The organism is Ensifer sp. Root31 (assembly GCF_001424825.1).
Classification (GTDB): Bacteria; Pseudomonadota; Alphaproteobacteria; order Rhizobiales; family Rhizobiaceae; genus Ensifer; species Ensifer canadensis.
Genome location: NZ_LMCO01000034.1, coordinates 25629 through 42863 on the forward strand (window position 1 = coordinate 25629; position 17235 = coordinate 42863).

Consider the following 17235-nt stretch of genomic DNA (forward strand, 5'->3'; position numbering starts at 1 on the left):
AAGCCAGATAGGGAGCCGTTCATTGACGGCTCCCCTTTTTTATTCACACGGTTTCTTCGTCGCGCTGGGCCACGAAGATCAGCACCAGCAGGATGGTGATGAAGAAGCGGAAGGCGTCGGGAACGCCGTTCCATTGTTTCGACATCCACATGCCGAACCATTCACCGCCGACCGACATGAAGCCGACCTGCCAGACGAGGAAGCCGAGCGTCAGGCCGGCGATCGCCACCGTCTTCGCCCGGTTGAATTCGCGGGCGCCACCGTTGAGGTTAGTGGCGAGCCTGTAGGCACCGAGCCAGCAAAGCAGCGCCGTCAACGTTTCCGCCGCGATGATCACGACATAAAACAGGTTGTGAAGCACCGGACTGGTGATGGCGCGATATTTGATCGCCGCGTCGGGAAAGATCGTATCCATCATCATCACATGCTGAACGAAGGCGAAGTTCGTTGCGTAGTCGGTGATGTTGCCGAAGGCGACGAGCGTTGAAAACAAGGCGATTGCAGCAACGGCTGCGGTTTTGGCAATCCGAATGATCTTCATGGTCTGGTACTCCTGTCCACTGCCGGCACGCCCAAGATCCGGGCCGAATCTTACCGGCATCAGTCCAGCCATAGCCCACCAGCAAAGTTGATCGAGGCCGCGAGGCGTCTCTTCCACAACTTGCAGTGTGACGAATATGCACTTCGCAAAAGGTGCCGGCAAACGCGTCGCGCGCTCCCTGCCCATGGGCAGTCTTGACTCTCGTGCCGGGTTGCTACATAACCAACTCGTTCTAAAACTATTTGGTTATACAAATGACCCCATCCGAACGCCTCGACGCTACCTTTTCCGCCCTTGCTGACCCGACACGGCGGGCGATCCTTGCCCGTCTGGCCCTGGGCGAAGCATCCGTCCTCGAACTTGCAGAGCCCTTCGCCATGAGCCAGCCGGCCGTGTCGAAGCACCTGAAGGTGCTGGAGCGCGCCGGGCTGGTTTCGCGCAGCCGCGATGCACAGCGCCGTCCCTGCCGCATCGAGATCGATCCGCTCACTGAGGCAGCCGACTGGCTGGAGGAATATCGCAAGCTTTGGCAAGCGAATTTTGCCCGCCTCGACACCCTGCTTGAGGAGCTGAAAGCCGAGGCTGCATCACAGGCGTCGGCCGCACTCCCCACCAATTTCACCACGAAGGAGGAATGACATGAATGCTGCATCCAACAAACTTGTTGTCACGGCGCATGGCGACCGGGAAATCCGCATCGTCCGCAGCTTTGACGCGCCGCGCCGGCTGGTCTTCGACGCCTTCACCAAACCGGCGCTCGTCAAGCGCTGGCTGACCGGCCCGGACGGCTGGTCGCTGCCCGTTTGCGAGATTGATTTGAGACCTGGCGGGACCTTCCGTTACGTCTGGAAAAGCGCCGAAGGTGTCGAGATGGGCATGGGCGGAACCTATCGCGAGATCCAAGCGCCGGACCGGATCGTGCACGAGGAACTCTTTGACGAGGACTGGACCGGCGGCCAAACCCAAGTGACGACCCACTTCGTCGAGGAGGGTGGGCGCACCACGGTGACGACGGCTGTTATCTACTCCTCGACGGAGACCCGCGATGCCGTCCTCAAGTCGCCGATGGAGAGCGGCATTGCCATCGGCTATGACCGCCTCGAAGGAATCCTGGCCTCCGAACCGGCCAAATAGTCATGGAATGACCGTGGGCGGAGCGATCCGCCCACGGTCCAATTCTCATTCCGTCCAGATGGCGACGTCGACGGGACCGAGCTTGCGGGCACCGACATGGAAGGTAGCGCCAGCGCCAGCCGGCACGTCCGCCGCTTCCTTGCCGTAGTTGAAGGCGAAGTTGAGCTTGCCGCGACGGGTGATGCGCAAATCGCCGAGATCGGCGAGCGCTTCGACCGAAGCCCAGCCAAGGGCGTCATTGATCACCTTTTTCAGCAGGTCGCCACGGGCGGCCGCCGCCATGTAACGCGCCTTGTCGTTGCCGACGAGTGCCGGCGCGCCATTGCGGTATTCCCCTTCGAAGGTCGCCAGCACCGCCTCGCTGGTGCGCACGGTCTCGCGCCAGATGCCGGCCGGATAGGTCTCGTTGCCGTAAAGCACGGTCTCGCTATGAAATTCCGGCAGGGATTCAACGCGAGCGACACTGACGTCGACAAGTGCTGCGAGCGGTCCCGGCGGCAATCCCTCGGGAATGTGCATGTCCTCAGTCTTGCTGCCGCTGCGCGGTCCGAACAAGACCCTGGCTTGCGACGCGACCAGCTTCTCGACAAAGGCCTGATTGGCGATGACAAGGTCTGGCGCCAGCACCAGCTGGTAGCCGTCGAGATCGGAATGCTGGCCGATGAAATCGAGGTCGACGCCAAGGCGGGAAACGGTCGAATACCAGTCGAGCGCCGTCGCCGAGGCTGAATAGGTCCGGCTCTGCGGCAGGGCGCGCGTCGCCCAGCGCGAATTGTAGTCGAGCAGGATCGCGACCTTGGCCTTGCCGCGTGCCTCGCCTTTCGGCAGCCGCTTCATCTCTTCTGCGACCTGAGCCACCTCGAGATAGCCTTGGTCGGGCTCGCTGTTGGGAAGCAAGAGGCCGGCATGGAACTGCTCCTGCGCAAACGGCACCTGCCGCCAGCGGAAATAAGAAACCATGTCGACGCCATGCGCATAGGCAAGCCAGGTCCAGAGCCGAACCATGCCATCGGCCGGCGACTGGTTGTGCGCCGCCCAATTGACCGGACCGGGCTGCTGTTCCATCACCCAGACGCGTCCACGGCCGACGGCCCGGTAGAGATCGTGGTTGAAGGCAGGCTGGTCCGGATCGCCGACACGCAGGTAGCGTCCCTTGTACTCCGGTGAAAGACGACCGTTCAACAGCCCACCCATTGGGTAAACGTCCCAGGACGCGATATCGATGTCTTCGCCGACCTTGTAGTGGTCGAAGTCGGTGTTCTGCGACATGAAATTGTGCGTCACCGGACGACCCGGCGAGTGCTTGCGGATGATGTCGACTTGCGCCTTGTTGAAGCTCTTCACCTGGTCGGACGAGAAGCGGATGAAGTCGACGATATGGGTCGGGCTCGGCTCTTCGACGAGGTTGTTCGGCAGTTCGACTTCGTCGAAGCTGTTATAGTTCATCGCCCAGAACGCCGTGCCCCAGGCGCGGTTCAGTTCGTCGGTCGTGCCGTAGCGCTCGGCGAGCCAAAGCCGAAACGCCCGCTCGGCCTCGCCGGAATAGCTGTAGATCGTGTCATGGTCGCCATATTCGTTGTCCGTCTGCCAGGCATGGACGAAGGCGTTCTTGCCGTAACGTTCGGCCATGGCCTCCGAGATGCGTGCGGCCTCGATGCGGTAGCTGCGACTGGAGAAGCAATAGTGGCGCCGGGCACCGAACTTGCGCACCACGCCGTTCACGTCGACCGGCAGGATATCCGGGTGACGATCGATCAGCCACTTCGGCGGTGCGGCGGTCGGCGTGCCCAAGATGACCTTGAGACCGGCGCGGCCGAGCACGTCGATCGCGTCATCAAGCCACTCCCAATGAAATTCACCCGATCTGGGTTCGATCTTGGCCCAGGCGAATTCGCCGATGCGCACCCAGGCAAGCCCGAGTTCGACCATGCGGCGGGCGTCCTCTTCCCATTTCTCGCGCGGCCATTGCTCCGGATAGTAGCAGACGCCGAGTTCGAGCATGTCGGTCTCCTGCTGGTCGGCGTTGAAACGGTTCGGTCTCGTCAGGGGCATATGCAAGATCGGGTCCTTCGTCATGCTCTCGGCCGGCTTCACCCGGCACTTTGTCTTCGATGCGAGCGCTCTCCGGGATATAAACGTTTATATCATCAGGCGCAGTCGTGTGGTCGTCGGGTCGTTGTTCGTCTTCAGCGGTTTGGGGTCAAACGGTCGTCGCAGCGCTCGATCAGCTTCGGCATCAAAAGCGTCTGAAGCGCCTCCGGCGGCACGCCTTCCATCCGGCGAAGGATGTAGGTCCCGAGCAGGCTGCTCGGCTCGCTGATCGGCAGGTAATAGGTGGTGATCGGTGGTGCGAAATACTGGCTGACGTTCAGGTCGTCGGTGGCGTTGATGACGGCGTCGCGGCCATGCACGAGGCCGCGCTCGTGGAAACCGGAGAAGGCGCCGAGCGCGGAGGCTTCGTTGGCACAGATATAGGCGGTCGGCGGATTGGAGAGATCCGCCATCGTCAGCACGTTTTCCCGCCCGAAGGCCGGCGTCAACCGCCCATGTGCGACCAGAGCCGGGTCGAACGGCAGGCCGGCAACCTCGAGCGCGCGCCTGTAGCTTTCAAACCGGGTTATGCCGTAGCTCAGATCCGACAACGGGTTGAGCAGCGCGATACGGCGATGGCCGCGGTCGACCAGTCTCGCCATCGAAACCCGGATCATCTGCTCGTTGTCGGCATCGACATAGGCATGCGGCGCGTTGTGCACGCTGGTGCCATAGGTGACGAAGGGAAAGTCGGCCGCCTGCATCGTGCGGATGCGCGGATCGTCGGCGCGCGTGCCCGAGATGATGATGCCGTCGGCCTTCTTCAGCGACACGATCTGCTGGATGACGGCCTGGCTTTCCTCGAAATTCCTGACCGCATAGAGCGAGACCCGGTACGGGCTGTCTTCCAGCGCCCAGGAAATGCCGCTCAAGAGCTGGGCGTATTCCACGCCTTCCCACTCGTTCTGCTTCGGACCCGGCGCCGTCATGATCGCCGCGACCTGATAGGTCTTGCCAGTGCGCAACTGCACGCCGTGCATGTTCAGTTCGTAACCGACGCGCTCGGCCGCTTCGATCACGATCGCGCGCGTCTCCGGGCGAACCTGAGGCGAATGCTTCAGGGCCTTCGAAACGGTGGCAATCGACAGCCCCGTTTCCTGCGCAATGGTCTTGATCGTTGGTCTTTGCATGGCGTCTCGGCTCGTCATGGATTGTCGTCGCTGAGCGATGCCGCCAGCAGGAGATAGACTGCGGATGTCCAGGCGAATGCCCGATCGCGAAGGCCCCTCCCCGACCGCGCATCGAAGTTTTCGGCCATACCGCTTTTGCTGGCAAGTGAACAGAACTTTTCCGCGATTTCGCGCGTTAGCTCAATCTCCCCTTGCCGACGAAGGCCATCCCAGAGAAGAAGCGTCGTCGGCGCCCAGATCGGGCCACGCCAATAGCCATCGTCCTCGTAGAACGAGCTTTTCGGGCTCTCGGTCGCCGGCCCCCAGGCGGTGATGAAGCCGCCGGAGACCAGATGCGCAACAAGCTTTTCGCGCATTTCCGCGGGCAGACGCGTGCCGAGCAACAGCGGCATGAACTGGATCAGGTTTTCGCCCGGCAAGATGCGGTCCGGTACGCCCGCAAGCCGGGCGCCAAACGTTGCGCCGGTCCAGAGGCGCGCGAACAGCAACGCCTGCAAGGCATCCGCCTTGGCGTTCCATTCCGCAGCACGCGCAGGATCGCTCTCGAGCAAAGTCGCAAGCGTCTCGCAAGCGAGAATGAGGAATACCGGCAGATCAGGCGAGATGACCGGGCCACCTTCGGCAAAGAAGGTCGCATTGTCCCAGCCACTATCGTTGCCATGGAAATAGCTCGGCAGCGACGTTGCGTCCGTGCGCGCATAGGTCAGCCAGTAGTCGACCTGCCGGCCGATTGCGTCGCGCAGATAGCTCTTGCGCTCCGCCGTCAGGAAATCCGGGTGCCTAGCCGCGATAAGCGACACCGCCCAGCCATGGACCGGCGGCTTGGTGAAGGCGAAGAGCACGTCACGATCATTGATGTAATCGGGCAGGAGACCGGAGCCGTCCTGATGGTCGAAGATCGCTGCGAGCTGGTCAAAGGCGAGGTCCGCATCGACGGCCGCCACACCCAGTGCCGAAAAGGCGTTGTCCCAACTCCAGATGTTGATCATGTGGTTCTTGGACATGTAGATCGCCGGCCGTGTCAGCTGCCCGCCAACCGGCACGCCGTTTGCCCACAGCAGATAGCTTGCCAGCCGATGCGCCGCGTCCTGACCGTGCGCGCCCCTCGGCACCTTGCCGTACCACTTTTCGAACTCGACAGTGACGTCGGAAAGGGCGTCCGCGAAGCAATCAAGCGGCGCTGTCGGCGGCACGGTGCGGAAGAAGTCGACATTGCCCTCGAAAATGCCTGTGCCCGTGAATGCGAAGGAAACGTCGGCCGAGTGGTCGCGCTGCCAGGCGCCCGACACGTCAAGGGTGCCAGACACAGCCCGCGGGATGAATTTCACGTTCTCGACGGCTGCCACGAGGCAATCGACGCCGGTGGGCGTGCGATAGACGTAATCGTAGCGCGATCCTTCCAGGTGAAAGCGCACGCCGGCATTCTCGCCGCGGACATGTAGCCGCTCGCCCTCGCCGATAACAAAAGTCAGCGATCCGGCATTGATGCGGGCAACCAGCCGCTCCGGCGTCAACTCAAAGGTTGCCTGCGCCGGCTTGCCCATTGCATCGAGGAACTCGACCCGGCAAAGGCGACCGAGCGAGGGCCGTTCGTCACCGCCGGCAACAAAGCGCAGATAGAGAGCACGCGCGCCGTCGCCACCCGGCACCTTCATCATCGACAGCGTCAGAAACCGTCCTTTTCGGCTGAAGGGGATATGATCGATATCGAACAGCATCGTTTACCCCTTCACCGACGAGCCGACCGCACCATCCATGATGTAGCGCTGGGCGACGAAGAACAGTGCCAGCGGCGGCAGGCAGAGGATCACCGTGATCGCGGCAATCGAGGTCACGTCGACTTCATGCAGGCCCTTGAACATCGAAAGGCCGAGCGTCAGCGTGTATTTCGACTGGTCGTTCAAGAAAATCAGCGGACCAAGATAGTCGTTCCACGCGTTCATGAAGTGGAAGGTACCGACCAGCACCAGCGCTGGCATCATCAGCGGCAGATGGATGCGCCAATAGATGTCGAAGGCGTTGGCGCCATCCATGCGCGCCGCTTCGTCGATCTCCATCGGCACGGTCATGATGTACTGGCGAAGCAGGAAGACGAAGAAGGCGTCGGCGAAATAGGCCGGCACGATCAGCGGCTTCAGCGTGTTGATCCAGCCCAGCATGTTGAATTCCATGTAGAGCGGAATCATCTTCACGTCCCACGGGATCATCATGGTGGCGAGCAGCACGATGAACAGCGGGTCGCGGCCAGGGAAGCGGAAGCGGGCAAAGCCATAGGCAACCAGCGAGCTCGAGATCAGCTGCCCGATGGTCGAAAACACGACGACGATGACCGAGTTGGTCAGGTAGGTGCCGAAGGGCTGCTTGTTCCAGGCGGCGGCAAAATTCTCCCAGTGCCATTCCGACGGCCAGAAGACCGGCGGGAACTGGTAGAGATCGGCGGTGCTTTTGATCGCCGTCATGAAGGTCCAGTAGAACGGCGCGATAAACAGGGCCGAGAGCAGGATCAGCGCGGAATAGAGCAGCGTCTTACGCATGGCCTTCTCCATCGTTCTGGCGGACTTCGCCTTCGTAGTAGACCCAGGCGGCCGACCAGCGCATCACGCCGAGGCTGAGCGCCAGAACGATGATGAACATCACCCAGGAGCCGGCGGCGGCATAACCCATGTCGAAATATTTGAAGGCGTTGTCGTAGATATACATAGCAAAGAAATAGGTGGAGCCGAGCGGGCCGCCCTTGGTCAGGAGGAGCGCGATGGTCAACTGTTGGAAGGCCGAGATGATCGAGGTGATGAAGGTAAAAAGCAGCATCGGCCCGAGCATCGGCAGGGTGATGAACAGCATCTGTGCCCAGCCGGGAACGCCCGAGACGGTGGCCGCCTCGTAAAGCTCCTTCGGAATGGCTTTGAGGCCGGTCAGAAGGATCAGCATGGTGCCGCCGAGACCCCAGAGGCTGGCGATGATAATCGCGACGATCGCGAGATTCGGATCGCCGAGCCAGTTCGGCCCGTGGATGCCGACGAGCGACAGCATGAAGTTCAAAAGGCCGTATTCCTTGCTGTAGATCCAGCTCCAGATCGTCACCAGCGCGACGCCGGAAATGACGCTCGGCAGATAGAAGGCGGTGCGGAAGAAGCCGCTGGCAAAGGTGATGTTGTGCAGCATCATCGCCAAGAGGAACGACATGACGATGTTGAACGGCACGTAGATCGCCGCGAACTTCACCGTGATCCAGAGGCTCTCCCAGAACTGCGGATCGTCGAACAGCATCGATTTATAGTTGTCGAGACCGACAAAGGCCCGCTCACCGACCACCGGCCAGTCATAGAAGCTCATCGTCAGGGAGAAGACGAGCGGCCCGAGCGTGAAGAACAGGAACCCGAGGATCCACGGGGAGATGAACAGATAGGGCGCTGCGTAGCGCGCGATGGCTGAGCGCTTGCGCCTTGCCACCTTGGGCTCTGCCCCGGCATAGGTCATATCCATCCCCCGTACTCCCTTTGCTTACTTGATCAACCGCTTGGAACGGCTGACGGCATCGTCCAGATGCTGCTTGGCGTTGCCCTGGTCGATCATGGTTGCTTCGATGGCGCGCGCGAGATTGTCCTGCACCTTGCCCCAGTTGGCGTTCTTCAGGAACGCGTGGGTTTCGGTGTTCGAGGTCGCGAGAATGTCGAAGAACGGCTTGTAGATCGGATCGGTGGTCATGCCCTTTTCTTCGGCAACGCTGGTGCGGACCGGCAGGTCGTTGATCCGCATGGCAACGGCTTCCGGCGAGGAGAAGAACTTGACGAACTCCCAGGCGAGGTCAGCGTGTGCTGCGTCCTTGGCGATCGAGATCGCCGAGACGCCGAGCGCCGAATGGGCGGTCTTGTCGCCGAACTTCGGCAACGGCGCCACGCCATACTTGATGCCCGAGGAGTCGATGCCTGCCTTCGACCACATTGCGCTCTGGAACATGGCGATCTTGCCCCCCTTGAACAGCGTGCTGCCCGAGGTGTCGTCGCCGAGGTTGAGCGTGATCGCTTCCTGCGTCTTGGCCATATCGCCGAACATGTCGAGCACCTGGGCCGCCGCATCGCTGTTCATGTAGCCGTCGATCTGCTTGCCATCGTCGGAGATGTACTTGGTGCCGTTCGACCAGAGGAACTGCTCGAAGTCGTAAGGGTCGGGCTTGGCGTCGACGGCAAAGCCGTAGACCTTGTTCTTCTCGTCACGGAACTTGGCGGCCTTGGCGCGCAGATCGTCCCAGGTCCAGCCATCCTTCGGCTCTTCGACGCCGGCCTTGGCGAACATGTCCTTGTTGTAGAAGACGACCTGGGTCGTGAAGCCCGACGGCATGCCGTAGGTCTTGCCTTCGACGCGCGTGGTGTTCATCAGGCCCTTAGGGAAATCGTCCGGCTTCACTTCGGCTGCGTCGCGCGCGATCAGATCGTCGAGCGGCATCAGCGAGGTGTAGTACTGCGGGAAATTCCACATATACATGACGTCGGGTGGGCTGCCGGCGCCGAAGGCGGCGATCAGCTTCTGGTCGTAACCATCGGCATAGGGCTCGACTTGCACCTTCACGCCCGGGTGCTTTTCCTCGAACTTCTTGGCGATCGCCTGCTGGATCGCCAGGCTCTCATCCGTGTCCCAGGTGGCAAAGCGCAAGGTTTCTTCCGCGCGGGCCGTGGCAACTCCAGCCATGGCCAAGACCATGAGCGAGCCGATGAGCGATTTCGTCCTGTTCTGCATGCTTCTCCTCCTCATTCGGGTCACGCGACCCTTTTGCTTTTTTCCTGATTGATCAGCATCTGCGTCTCGGGATCGAGCGCCCGCGCGATCGCCTTGCCGTCGGCATCGAACAGATGGCAATGCTCAGCGGGGATGCGCAGATGGATGCGCTCGCGGTTGGCAACCGGATGCGTGCCGCGCACGACGGCGGTCATGTCGGAGCCATTCTCAAGGCCGATGTGAACATGGCTTTCGGTGCCGAGCCGCTCGACCAGGCGGACGTCGCCGATCAGGTGCGCTTCCTCAGGCGAAACCAGCTCAAGCTTGTCCGGGCGGATGCCGATCGTCACCGGCTTGTCCTTGGCGACGACGGTGGATGACAACGTTCCGAGCGTCAGGTCCCGAACCAGACCACCGCCGGAAAGCGTCAATTCGGAACGGTCCTGGCGGACCAGGTTCGCGGTGACGAAATTCATCCGCGGCGAGCCGATAAAGCCGGCAACGAAGAGGTTCGCCGGCTGATAGAAGAGTTCGAGCGGCGTGCCGAACTGGCTGACCTTGCCTTTGTCGAGCACGACGACGCGATCGGAAAGCGTCATCGCCTCGACCTGATCATGGGTGACATAGATCATCGTGACGCCAAGGCGCTCGTGGAGTGCTGCAAGCTCGACGCGCATGGTCACACGCAGGCCGGCATCAAGGTTCGACAGCGGCTCATCGAGCAGGAACAGCTTCGGCTCGCGAACAATCGCGCGGCCGATGGCAACACGCTGGCGCTGGCCGCCGGAGAGTTGGCGGGGCTTGCGGTGCAACAGTTCGGAGATGCGCAGGATGTCGGCAGCGTTGTTGACGCGGCGATCGATCTCGTCGCGCTTCATGCCGTTCAGCGCCAGGCCGAAGGACAGGTTCTTGCGCACGTTCATGTGTGGATAGAGCGCGTAATTCTGGAAGACCATGGCGATATCGCGCTTGGCCGAGCGCAGATCGGTGATATCGCGATCGCCGAGGCGGATCGAACCGGAATCGAGCTCCTCAAGACCGGCGATCGAACGCAGGAGCGTGCTCTTACCGCAACCGGACGGCCCGAGAAAGCACACGAACTCGCCATCGGCGATATCGAGATTGATGCCCTTCAAGACTTCGAGCGAACCAAAGCCTTTGCGCAGATTTTCAATACGGATAGCTGCCAACGGGCCCTCCCCTGATGGCGAACATTGTGGCAGCCGGCTTAACGCTTACCTTACCACATGTTCGTGTTAAACGTTTATATGCACGATAAAAACGTTTAACTTTGTTGTAAAGCGAAAAAATCGGTGCTTGAGAAATTGCTGTGGGCGATAAAGGGCACAAAACCGATACGGCCGGTTCATGACCGGCCGTATCGTTTCTTGATCAATGGTTTAGGCGTCCGAGCGTCTCGTCGAGCGCATTGAGGAAATGGTCGCAATCCTCGGCGCTGAACGGCGCCGGCGGCTTCACCTTCAGCACGTTGTGGTGCGGCCCCTCGCTGCTGAGCAATATCCGATGCTTGCGTTTCATTTCAGCGATGACGAAGTCGAGCTCGCTTGCGGCCGGTTCCTGGGTCTCGCGGCTGCGCACCAATTCGATGCCGTTGAAGAGACCGTAGCCGCGCACGTCACCGATGATGGCATGGCGCTTGGCCAGCGCACGGGCGCCGTCCATCAACCGGTCGCCGACAACACGGCAGTGGTGCATCAACCGTTCGTCGCGAATGACGTCCAGCACCGCAAGGCCGATCTCGGCCGAAACCGGATTGCCGCCGAAGGTGTTGAAGTACTCCATGCCGTTGGCAAAGGAGGCGGCGATCGCCTCGGTGGTGACGACGGCGGCCATCGGGTGTCCGTTGCCGATCGGCTTGCCCATCGTGGCGATATCCGGGGTCACACCTTGCGTCTGGTGCGCCCACATATGGCTGCCAACGCGGCCGAAGCCGACCTGCACTTCGTCGGCCAGGCACAGGCCGCCGGCGGCACGCACATGGGCATAGGCCTCATGCAGATAGCCTTCCGGCAATGTCAGCTGCCCGCCCGTTCCGAGAATACCCTCGCTGAAGAACAGCGCCGGGCGGCGGCCGTTTGCGGCAAGCGCCAGCACCTGGTTGCGCACATCCTCGGCATATTTGCGGCCTGCATCGACGTCGCCATAGCGATAGCGGCCGCGATAGAGATCGGGCATTTCCGCGACCTGGACATGGGCGGGGCGGCCCTCTCCGCCCTTGCCGGCAAACTTGTAGGGGCTGACGTCGATCATGCTCGACAGATGGCCGTGATAGGCATGATCGACGGTGATGACGTCGCGGTTTCCGGTGTAGGCACGCGCCAGCCTGAGCGCCAGGTCGTTGGCCTCGCTGCCGGAATTGACGAAGAAGCAGACGTTGAGTGGGTCGGGGAACTGCGCGGCCAGCCGCCGCGAATATTCGACCAGCGAATCGTGCAGATAGCGCGAATTGGTGTTGAGCTTCTCCATCTGCATCTGCGCCGCCTTGACGACGCGCGGATGGCAATGGCCGACGTGGCAGACATTGTTTACCATATCGAGCCAGCGCGTGCCGTCCTCGTCGATCAGATGAGCGCCCTCGCCGCCGACGATCTTCAGCGGCGCTGTGCTATAGGCGATACTGAGCGAACGCCCGATGCGCCGGTGACGCTCACGCACCAGAAAATCCTTGTCGCGGGCGACGATCACCGAAGCCGGCACAGGCAGCCCAAGCACAACGCTCGGATCGGGGCTGACCTCGCGCCAGACCTGCCATTGATCACGCACGCCGACGCCGAACATGCGGCCCACCAGCCCCAGATGGTCGGTCACCAGCTGGAAATGCAGATGCGGCGCCCAGTTGCCGTTTTCTTGGGTGGCACCAAGGCTCGCAAAGCTTTCGCCCGTGGCGATCGGTTGGCCGACCGTCAACTTCGCCATCGTCTCGCGCGACAGATGGCCGTAAAGCGTCCAGAAGATATCCCCGGCATCGGTGACATGTTCCAGCAGGACGGTCGGGCCGAAGCCGAAGGCGACGGCATCGTCATGAAGGAAAGCGACCTTGCCAGCGAACGGTGCATGCACCGGTTCCAATGCCGGCGCGAAGATATCGACGCCAAGATGGACTGAACGGCGCTCACCGGCGGTTGCCGTTTCGTAGGCGTCGCCCTGATAGATCGCGCGATCCTCGCCGTAAAGGCCGATGCCATAGTCGGCATTCTGCTCGCGAATACGCGCGGCGATCAGCGCCTCTGCCGCCGTGGCATCCAGTGCCGCCCACTGTGCCGCTTCGGGACTGGAGGCGGAGAAATCGAAGACGGCGACCTTGGGCTTGGCGACGGACGGCTTGACGATGGCGGAAAAGTCATGGGCGTTCTGCTCCAGCCAGCGCACGACGGACGCCGCATGCGCGATCGGCGCAAAGCCGCAGGCGTCGCGGATGCGGGCGATCGCAATCGCGCGGTTCTCGCGTTCGAGCCGTTGAAGCTCACGCCAGACGTCTTCCTGGCTGACAAGCAGGTAGGTGTTTTCAGGGTTGTCGCGGATCTGCTTGGCCGCCATGCACATGCTGACGGCATAGCGGGTGCGAACGAGATCGAAGATCAAAGCCGTCTCGGCCTCGCTGATCGGGTTCGCTCGGTGATAGGCGCCCGCGAGCGCTGCGATGGTGCCGACCGCATCCGCCGTGCCGATCAGCGCATAGGCGGCAGCGACAGCGATCTCGACGACGCGCCACGTTTCGACCATATCGCCGAAATCCAGCAATCCGCTGACGCGTCCCTCGTGGTCCAAAAGCACATTGTAGTCGTTGGCGTCGTTATGGATGACCTGTCGCAGGCAGCTTTCGAGGCTTGGCCGGACGGACGACGCGAACCGTTCGAGGATGGCGCGAACCGCTTCCCGCTTGTCGTCGCCGTCGATCAGACCCACGTGGTTCAGATGCATATCGGCACGGCCGATATCCCAGGCATAGACGCGTTTCGTGCCGGCATGGGCAAAGCCCTTGAGGCTTTGGTCGAGCTGGCCGAGCAGGTGCCCGAGCGTTTCCGCGCTCGTCAGACCGCGGGACGCGGATTTCACCCAGATATCGCCGGGTAGCCAGGTCAGGAGCCGCGCGGTGCGCTCGCCGCGCACCATCGCTTTCACGGTTGACGCGCCGGCGCGACCGGGCACTGGCCGCGAGACCGGCAGATCGACTGCCGTTTTTGCGAGGTGGTCGAGCACCGCGACTTGCATGTCGAGTTCATCGGCATCGCCTGGCGCGTGCAGCTTCAGGAGATATTGCTCGCCGTCTTGCGCGCGAACGCGATAGTTGAGGTCGTGCTCGCCCGGCAGCGGCGAGATATCCCCTTCGATGCCATAGGTCTCGATGAGCAGCGCCCGGATTGCCGCCAGTTCCTGCTCAGCCTTCAAGTCTTCCTGTGCCATGCCTGCTGCTTGTCCCGTCACCATGAAATCCGTCGTCCGTCGTAGCTGCAGAAGCTGCCGCTGTCGGCCATGTCCGCTTCGTCGATAATCGCTTTCAGCCCAGCGGCACTTGTTGCCACCGGAACATTTGCCTCGCCGCCACCCATGTCGGTCCTGACCCAGCCGGGATGCAGCGACAGGACGGTGATGCCGTCCTTGCGAAAATCCTGTGCCAGCTTCACCGTCGCCATGTTCAACGCCGCCTTCGAGCAGCGATAGGCATAGTCGCCGTCATCATCGTCCAGCGTGCCTTCGGCAAGCGAGCCGGCACGACTGCTGATGTTGGCGATAACACAGCGTTCACCGGCCAGAAGGTTCGCATGCAGCGCACGTGCCAGGAGCAAAGGTGCGAGCGCGTTGACGCGCATCACCTCGAGGAAATCATCGCTGTCCAGCGTCGCAAGCCCACCCGTGTCGCCGCGGATGCCGGCATTGTTGATCAGAACGTCGATGGCCACACCTTCGAGCGCTCTGCCAAGGGCCATGATCGAAGCGGGGTCGGAGACATCAAGCGATTGCGCTTCAATGGCACCTTCGAAAGACGCTTCCCCTCGGACGCAGGCAATGACCCGCCAGCCGTCGGCCGCATAGAGTGCCGCGAGCTCGCGCCCGAGACCTCGCGAGGCACCGGTGATCAGCACGGTGCGTCGTACCTCCGTTTTATCGATGCTTGATGTCATATTTTCTCTCGACCATGTTCACGAGGCTGGCTGCAGCAAGCGTCAGGAAGATGTAGAAGATCGCGGCGGAGTTATAGGGCGCGAAAGGCAGGAAGCTTGCCGACTGGAACTCGCGCATGCGCTGGGTGATGTCGCGGATCGACAGGATCGACAGCAGCGAGGTGTCTTTGAGGATCGCGATCAGTTCGTTGCCGAGCGGCGGAATGATGATCCTGAAGGCCTGCGGCAGGATGACGAGGCGCGCTGTCTGCCAGCGATTGAGGCCGATGCTGCGCGCCGCCTCGACCTGGCCGACCGGTATGGCGTTGATGCCGGAACGGAAGATTTCCGCGAGGTAGGCCGAATAGGCAAGCGCCATGGCGACGATGCCGCGCACCAGATTGGGTGGGTCGAGCACGCCTTGCGTCGCGTCCTTCAACGCGCCGCTGAGCGGCAACCCGACATAGAGCACGATGACCAGCATCGGAATGCCGCGAATGGTATCGACGATGAATTCGGAGCCGACCGCCAGCGGGTGGCGCTGGTGCAGGTAGCCGCCGAAGGTCAGAAGCCCGAGGATAATCGCCAGCACCGCAACCGTAATGCCGGTTGCGCGATCGCGGTCGTTGAGCGCTTCGGTCTTCCAGAGCACCGGCAGATCGGCAGGCGCCGAGGCGGCCGGCAGCAGGGCGGCGCTGACCCCTTCGTTCTTGGCCATGGAAGCGAGTGCTTCGGTCGGGCCGACAAAGGTGCGAACCGGCGTTTCCGTCTGCGGCGCGCCGTCATACTGGCCGAACCGCACCGCACCGATCAGACCCGCCGGCGTGTTGGTGACGATGCCGACCTTGCCCTCGAGCGAACCGGCAAGCACGTAGGTGTCACGCGGCTGCAGCAGGAACCAGGCGGCGACGAGCGCCAGAACCAGGGTCGCGACCGCAAAATAGAGGCTGGTGCGCACCGTCGAGCGCAATTGCAGGAGGCCGACCCAGACGAGACCAAGCACTGCCGCCAGGATGTAGGCGGCAATCGCGGCGCGAATGGTGGTCGCCACCCCCGCCGCAAAGGCGATGTGCGCGAAGAAGAGAACGAAAACCAGCCCGGCACCGTTGACGACGCCGAGGATCCAGCGCCCGACACGTCTGAACGGACTGTCCAGAGGCTCGCCGCCACGTGCGCCTGCAAAAAACAGCCCGAGACCGAGGGTGCTCGACACCAGATATCCCGGGAACAGCCAGGACTCGACACCACGAAGCCAGAGATCGGCGGCCTCAGTCAATTGGCGCGGCGTCACGCCCTTGACGATCAGGTCCGATTTGAACGCATCGACGCCGTTTGCCACGACCGAGGCGATGAAGGGGTGAATGTTATGCCCGAGCAGCAGGACGACGGCGGCGCCGAGGTTCAGTACGGCCGCGGCCACCGCCCACTTCGGACGGCTCGCCTTGGCCCGCGAGAACAGGAGCACGCAAAGGCCCGCCGAAAAAGCGATCGCCAGCGCGAGAAAGCCGGGCACGAAGGCAGACGAGCCGTTCTCGACGCCGAGAATGGCGCGAAGCGACCGCTGGTAGTCTCCGGAGGATACGAAAAGATAGATGATGAAGGGCAGCGCGGTCAGGATGATGAGATTGCTCGGACGCACGCTTCTCAGGAACGACATTCATTCCTCCGGGGTATTGCTGTTGAAAAGGCTAGCCCCCGGAGCGGCCGCCTCGGCGCTCCGGGGAAATTGCGGAAGGCTTATTTCAGGCCCCAGTATTTGTTGACCAGCTGGTCGAGCGTGCCATCGTCCTTGATCATCTTCAGGCCCTCGTTGAAGGCCGCGACATTCTCGTCGCCCTTGCGGAAGACGAGGCCGAGCGGATCGGATTCCAGATCCTTGATCGCCACCACCAGTTCGCCGGCAAATTCGCGCTCGTAAGCCGCCGCATTCGCGCCATTGATGACGACGCCGTCGACGTCCTTGTTCTTGAGCGCGATGATGGCGGCGCTGAAGGTGTCATAGGCGGCAACGTTCTCCTTACCGACCACACCTTCGGCAACCTGAGCGTCGGTGGTATTGGCCTGGGCGGAGAGCTTTCTGCCGGCCTCCTTGAAGCGATCGAGCGTGATGTCCTGGTCTTCAACGCGCATCAGCACCGCCTGGCTGTTGACGATATAGGGGTCGGAGAAGTCCATCGCCTTCTTGCGTTCATCGGTGATCGAGACGCCGGAGGCGACGAGATCGAAATTGCCCTGATCGAGTGCGGCAAAGATGCCGTCCCAACCGGTGGTGATGAACTCGGCCTGGCAGTTGATCTTGGCACAGACCGCATTGACCACATCGACGTCGAAGCCAACGATCTGGCCGCTGGCCGGATCGACGCTTTCCATCGGCGGCGAGGTGGTGTCGGATCCAACCTTGAGCAATTTTCCGCCGAGATCGGCAGCGTGGGACACACTTGCGGAAAGAGCCGCAAATGTCAGGGCAATAATCAGTTTTTTCATGGTTCTCCTCCTTGGATGA

The 17235-nt window shown here is 61.9% G+C and carries 14 protein-coding genes; 2 read left to right on the forward strand and 12 right to left on the reverse strand.

Annotated elements, in window-relative coordinates:
* Positions 1–43 precede the first annotated feature (43 nt).
* Entirely contained in the window at positions 44–541 is a 498-nt protein-coding gene (locus ASD00_RS24765; RefSeq protein WP_025429191.1) for a DUF2165 domain-containing protein, read from the reverse strand.
* A 254-nt stretch (positions 542–795) separates the two neighbouring features.
* Here ASD00_RS24765 and ASD00_RS24770 point away from each other — a divergent pair, with 254 nt between their 5' ends.
* A complete protein-coding gene (locus ASD00_RS24770; protein WP_057209755.1) occupies positions 796–1179 on the forward strand; it encodes a metalloregulator ArsR/SmtB family transcription factor in 384 nt (127 codons plus the stop codon).
* 1 nt (position 1180) lies between these two features.
* Positions 1181–1675 (forward strand): SRPBCC family protein, encoded by a 495-nt coding sequence (locus tag ASD00_RS24775; protein ID WP_025429193.1) that lies wholly within the window; start codon positions 1181–1183, stop codon positions 1673–1675.
* 45 nt (positions 1676–1720) lie between these two features.
* On the opposite strand, the gene ASD00_RS24780 is transcribed toward ASD00_RS24775, so the two are convergent.
* The 11 genes from ASD00_RS24780 to ASD00_RS24830 form a co-directional block, all read right to left on the reverse strand.
* Positions 1721–3733: a beta-galactosidase gene (locus ASD00_RS24780; protein WP_057210095.1), complete on the reverse strand. Its 2013-nt coding sequence runs from the start codon at positions 3731–3733 to the stop codon at positions 1721–1723.
* Between the two features lie 128 nt (positions 3734–3861).
* On the reverse strand, positions 3862–4896 hold the full coding sequence (locus tag ASD00_RS24785) for a LacI family DNA-binding transcriptional regulator (protein ID WP_057209756.1): 1035 nt from the start codon (positions 4894–4896) through the stop codon (positions 3862–3864).
* A 14-nt stretch (positions 4897–4910) separates the two neighbouring features.
* Complete coding sequence (locus ASD00_RS24790) at positions 4911–6614, reverse strand: trehalase family glycosidase (RefSeq protein WP_057209757.1); 1704 nt, start codon at positions 6612–6614, stop codon at positions 4911–4913.
* 3 nt (positions 6615–6617) lie between these two features.
* Positions 6618–7430, reverse strand: coding sequence for a carbohydrate ABC transporter permease (locus ASD00_RS24795; protein ID WP_025429197.1), 813 nt, complete (start codon positions 7428–7430; stop codon positions 6618–6620).
* Entirely contained in the window at positions 7423–8379 is a 957-nt protein-coding gene (locus tag ASD00_RS24800; protein ID WP_057209759.1) for a sugar ABC transporter permease, read from the reverse strand. Before ASD00_RS24800 ends, ASD00_RS24795 begins: the two co-directional genes overlap by 8 nt.
* A gap of 18 nt (positions 8380–8397) precedes the next feature.
* A complete protein-coding gene (locus ASD00_RS24805; RefSeq protein WP_057209761.1) occupies positions 8398–9630 on the reverse strand; it encodes a sugar ABC transporter substrate-binding protein in 1233 nt (410 codons plus the stop codon).
* Positions 9631–9650: 20 nt separating this feature from the next.
* Entirely contained in the window at positions 9651–10799 is a 1149-nt protein-coding gene (gene ugpC / locus ASD00_RS24810; protein WP_025429200.1) for a sn-glycerol-3-phosphate ABC transporter ATP-binding protein UgpC, read from the reverse strand.
* 202 nt (positions 10800–11001) lie between these two features.
* A complete protein-coding gene (locus tag ASD00_RS24815) occupies positions 11002–14034 on the reverse strand; it encodes an aminotransferase class III-fold pyridoxal phosphate-dependent enzyme (RefSeq protein ID WP_057209763.1) in 3033 nt (1010 codons plus the stop codon).
* Between the two features lie 17 nt (positions 14035–14051).
* On the reverse strand, positions 14052–14714 hold the full coding sequence (locus ASD00_RS24820; protein WP_025429202.1) for an SDR family oxidoreductase: 663 nt from the start codon (positions 14712–14714) through the stop codon (positions 14052–14054).
* A 19-nt stretch (positions 14715–14733) separates the two neighbouring features.
* Positions 14734–16389, reverse strand: coding sequence for an amino acid ABC transporter permease (locus ASD00_RS24825; RefSeq protein WP_057209765.1), 1656 nt, complete (start codon positions 16387–16389; stop codon positions 14734–14736).
* 80 nt (positions 16390–16469) lie between these two features.
* A complete protein-coding gene (locus tag ASD00_RS24830) occupies positions 16470–17216 on the reverse strand; it encodes a transporter substrate-binding domain-containing protein (RefSeq protein ID WP_025429204.1) in 747 nt (248 codons plus the stop codon).
* Positions 17217–17235 lie beyond the last annotated feature (19 nt).

Bases quoted from the DNA above. Each gene is read 5' to 3' on its own strand.
- ASD00_RS24815 (WP_057209763.1), bottom strand. From the start codon at position 14,034: ATGGCACAGGAAGACTTGAAGGCTGAGCAGGAACTGGCGGCAATCCGG.
- ASD00_RS24765 (WP_025429191.1), bottom strand. From the start codon at position 541: ATGAAGATCATTCGGATTGCCAAAACCGCAGCCGTTGCTGCAATCGCC.
- ASD00_RS24775 (WP_025429193.1), top strand. From the start codon at position 1,181: ATGAATGCTGCATCCAACAAACTTGTTGTCACGGCGCATGGCGACCGG.
- ASD00_RS24830 (WP_025429204.1), bottom strand. From the start codon at position 17,216: ATGAAAAAACTGATTATTGCCCTGACATTTGCGGCTCTTTCCGCAAGT.
- ASD00_RS24790 (WP_057209757.1), bottom strand. From the start codon at position 6,614: ATGCTGTTCGATATCGATCATATCCCCTTCAGCCGAAAAGGACGGTTT.
- ASD00_RS24805 (WP_057209761.1), bottom strand. From the start codon at position 9,630: ATGCAGAACAGGACGAAATCGCTCATCGGCTCGCTCATGGTCTTGGCC.
- ASD00_RS24785 (WP_057209756.1), bottom strand. From the start codon at position 4,896: ATGCAAAGACCAACGATCAAGACCATTGCGCAGGAAACGGGGCTGTCG.
- ASD00_RS24770 (WP_057209755.1), top strand. From the start codon at position 796: ATGACCCCATCCGAACGCCTCGACGCTACCTTTTCCGCCCTTGCTGAC.
- ASD00_RS24800 (WP_057209759.1), bottom strand. From the start codon at position 8,379: ATGGATATGACCTATGCCGGGGCAGAGCCCAAGGTGGCAAGGCGCAAG.
- ASD00_RS24825 (WP_057209765.1), bottom strand. From the start codon at position 16,389: ATGTCGTTCCTGAGAAGCGTGCGTCCGAGCAATCTCATCATCCTGACC.
- ASD00_RS24795 (WP_025429197.1), bottom strand. From the start codon at position 7,430: ATGCGTAAGACGCTGCTCTATTCCGCGCTGATCCTGCTCTCGGCCCTG.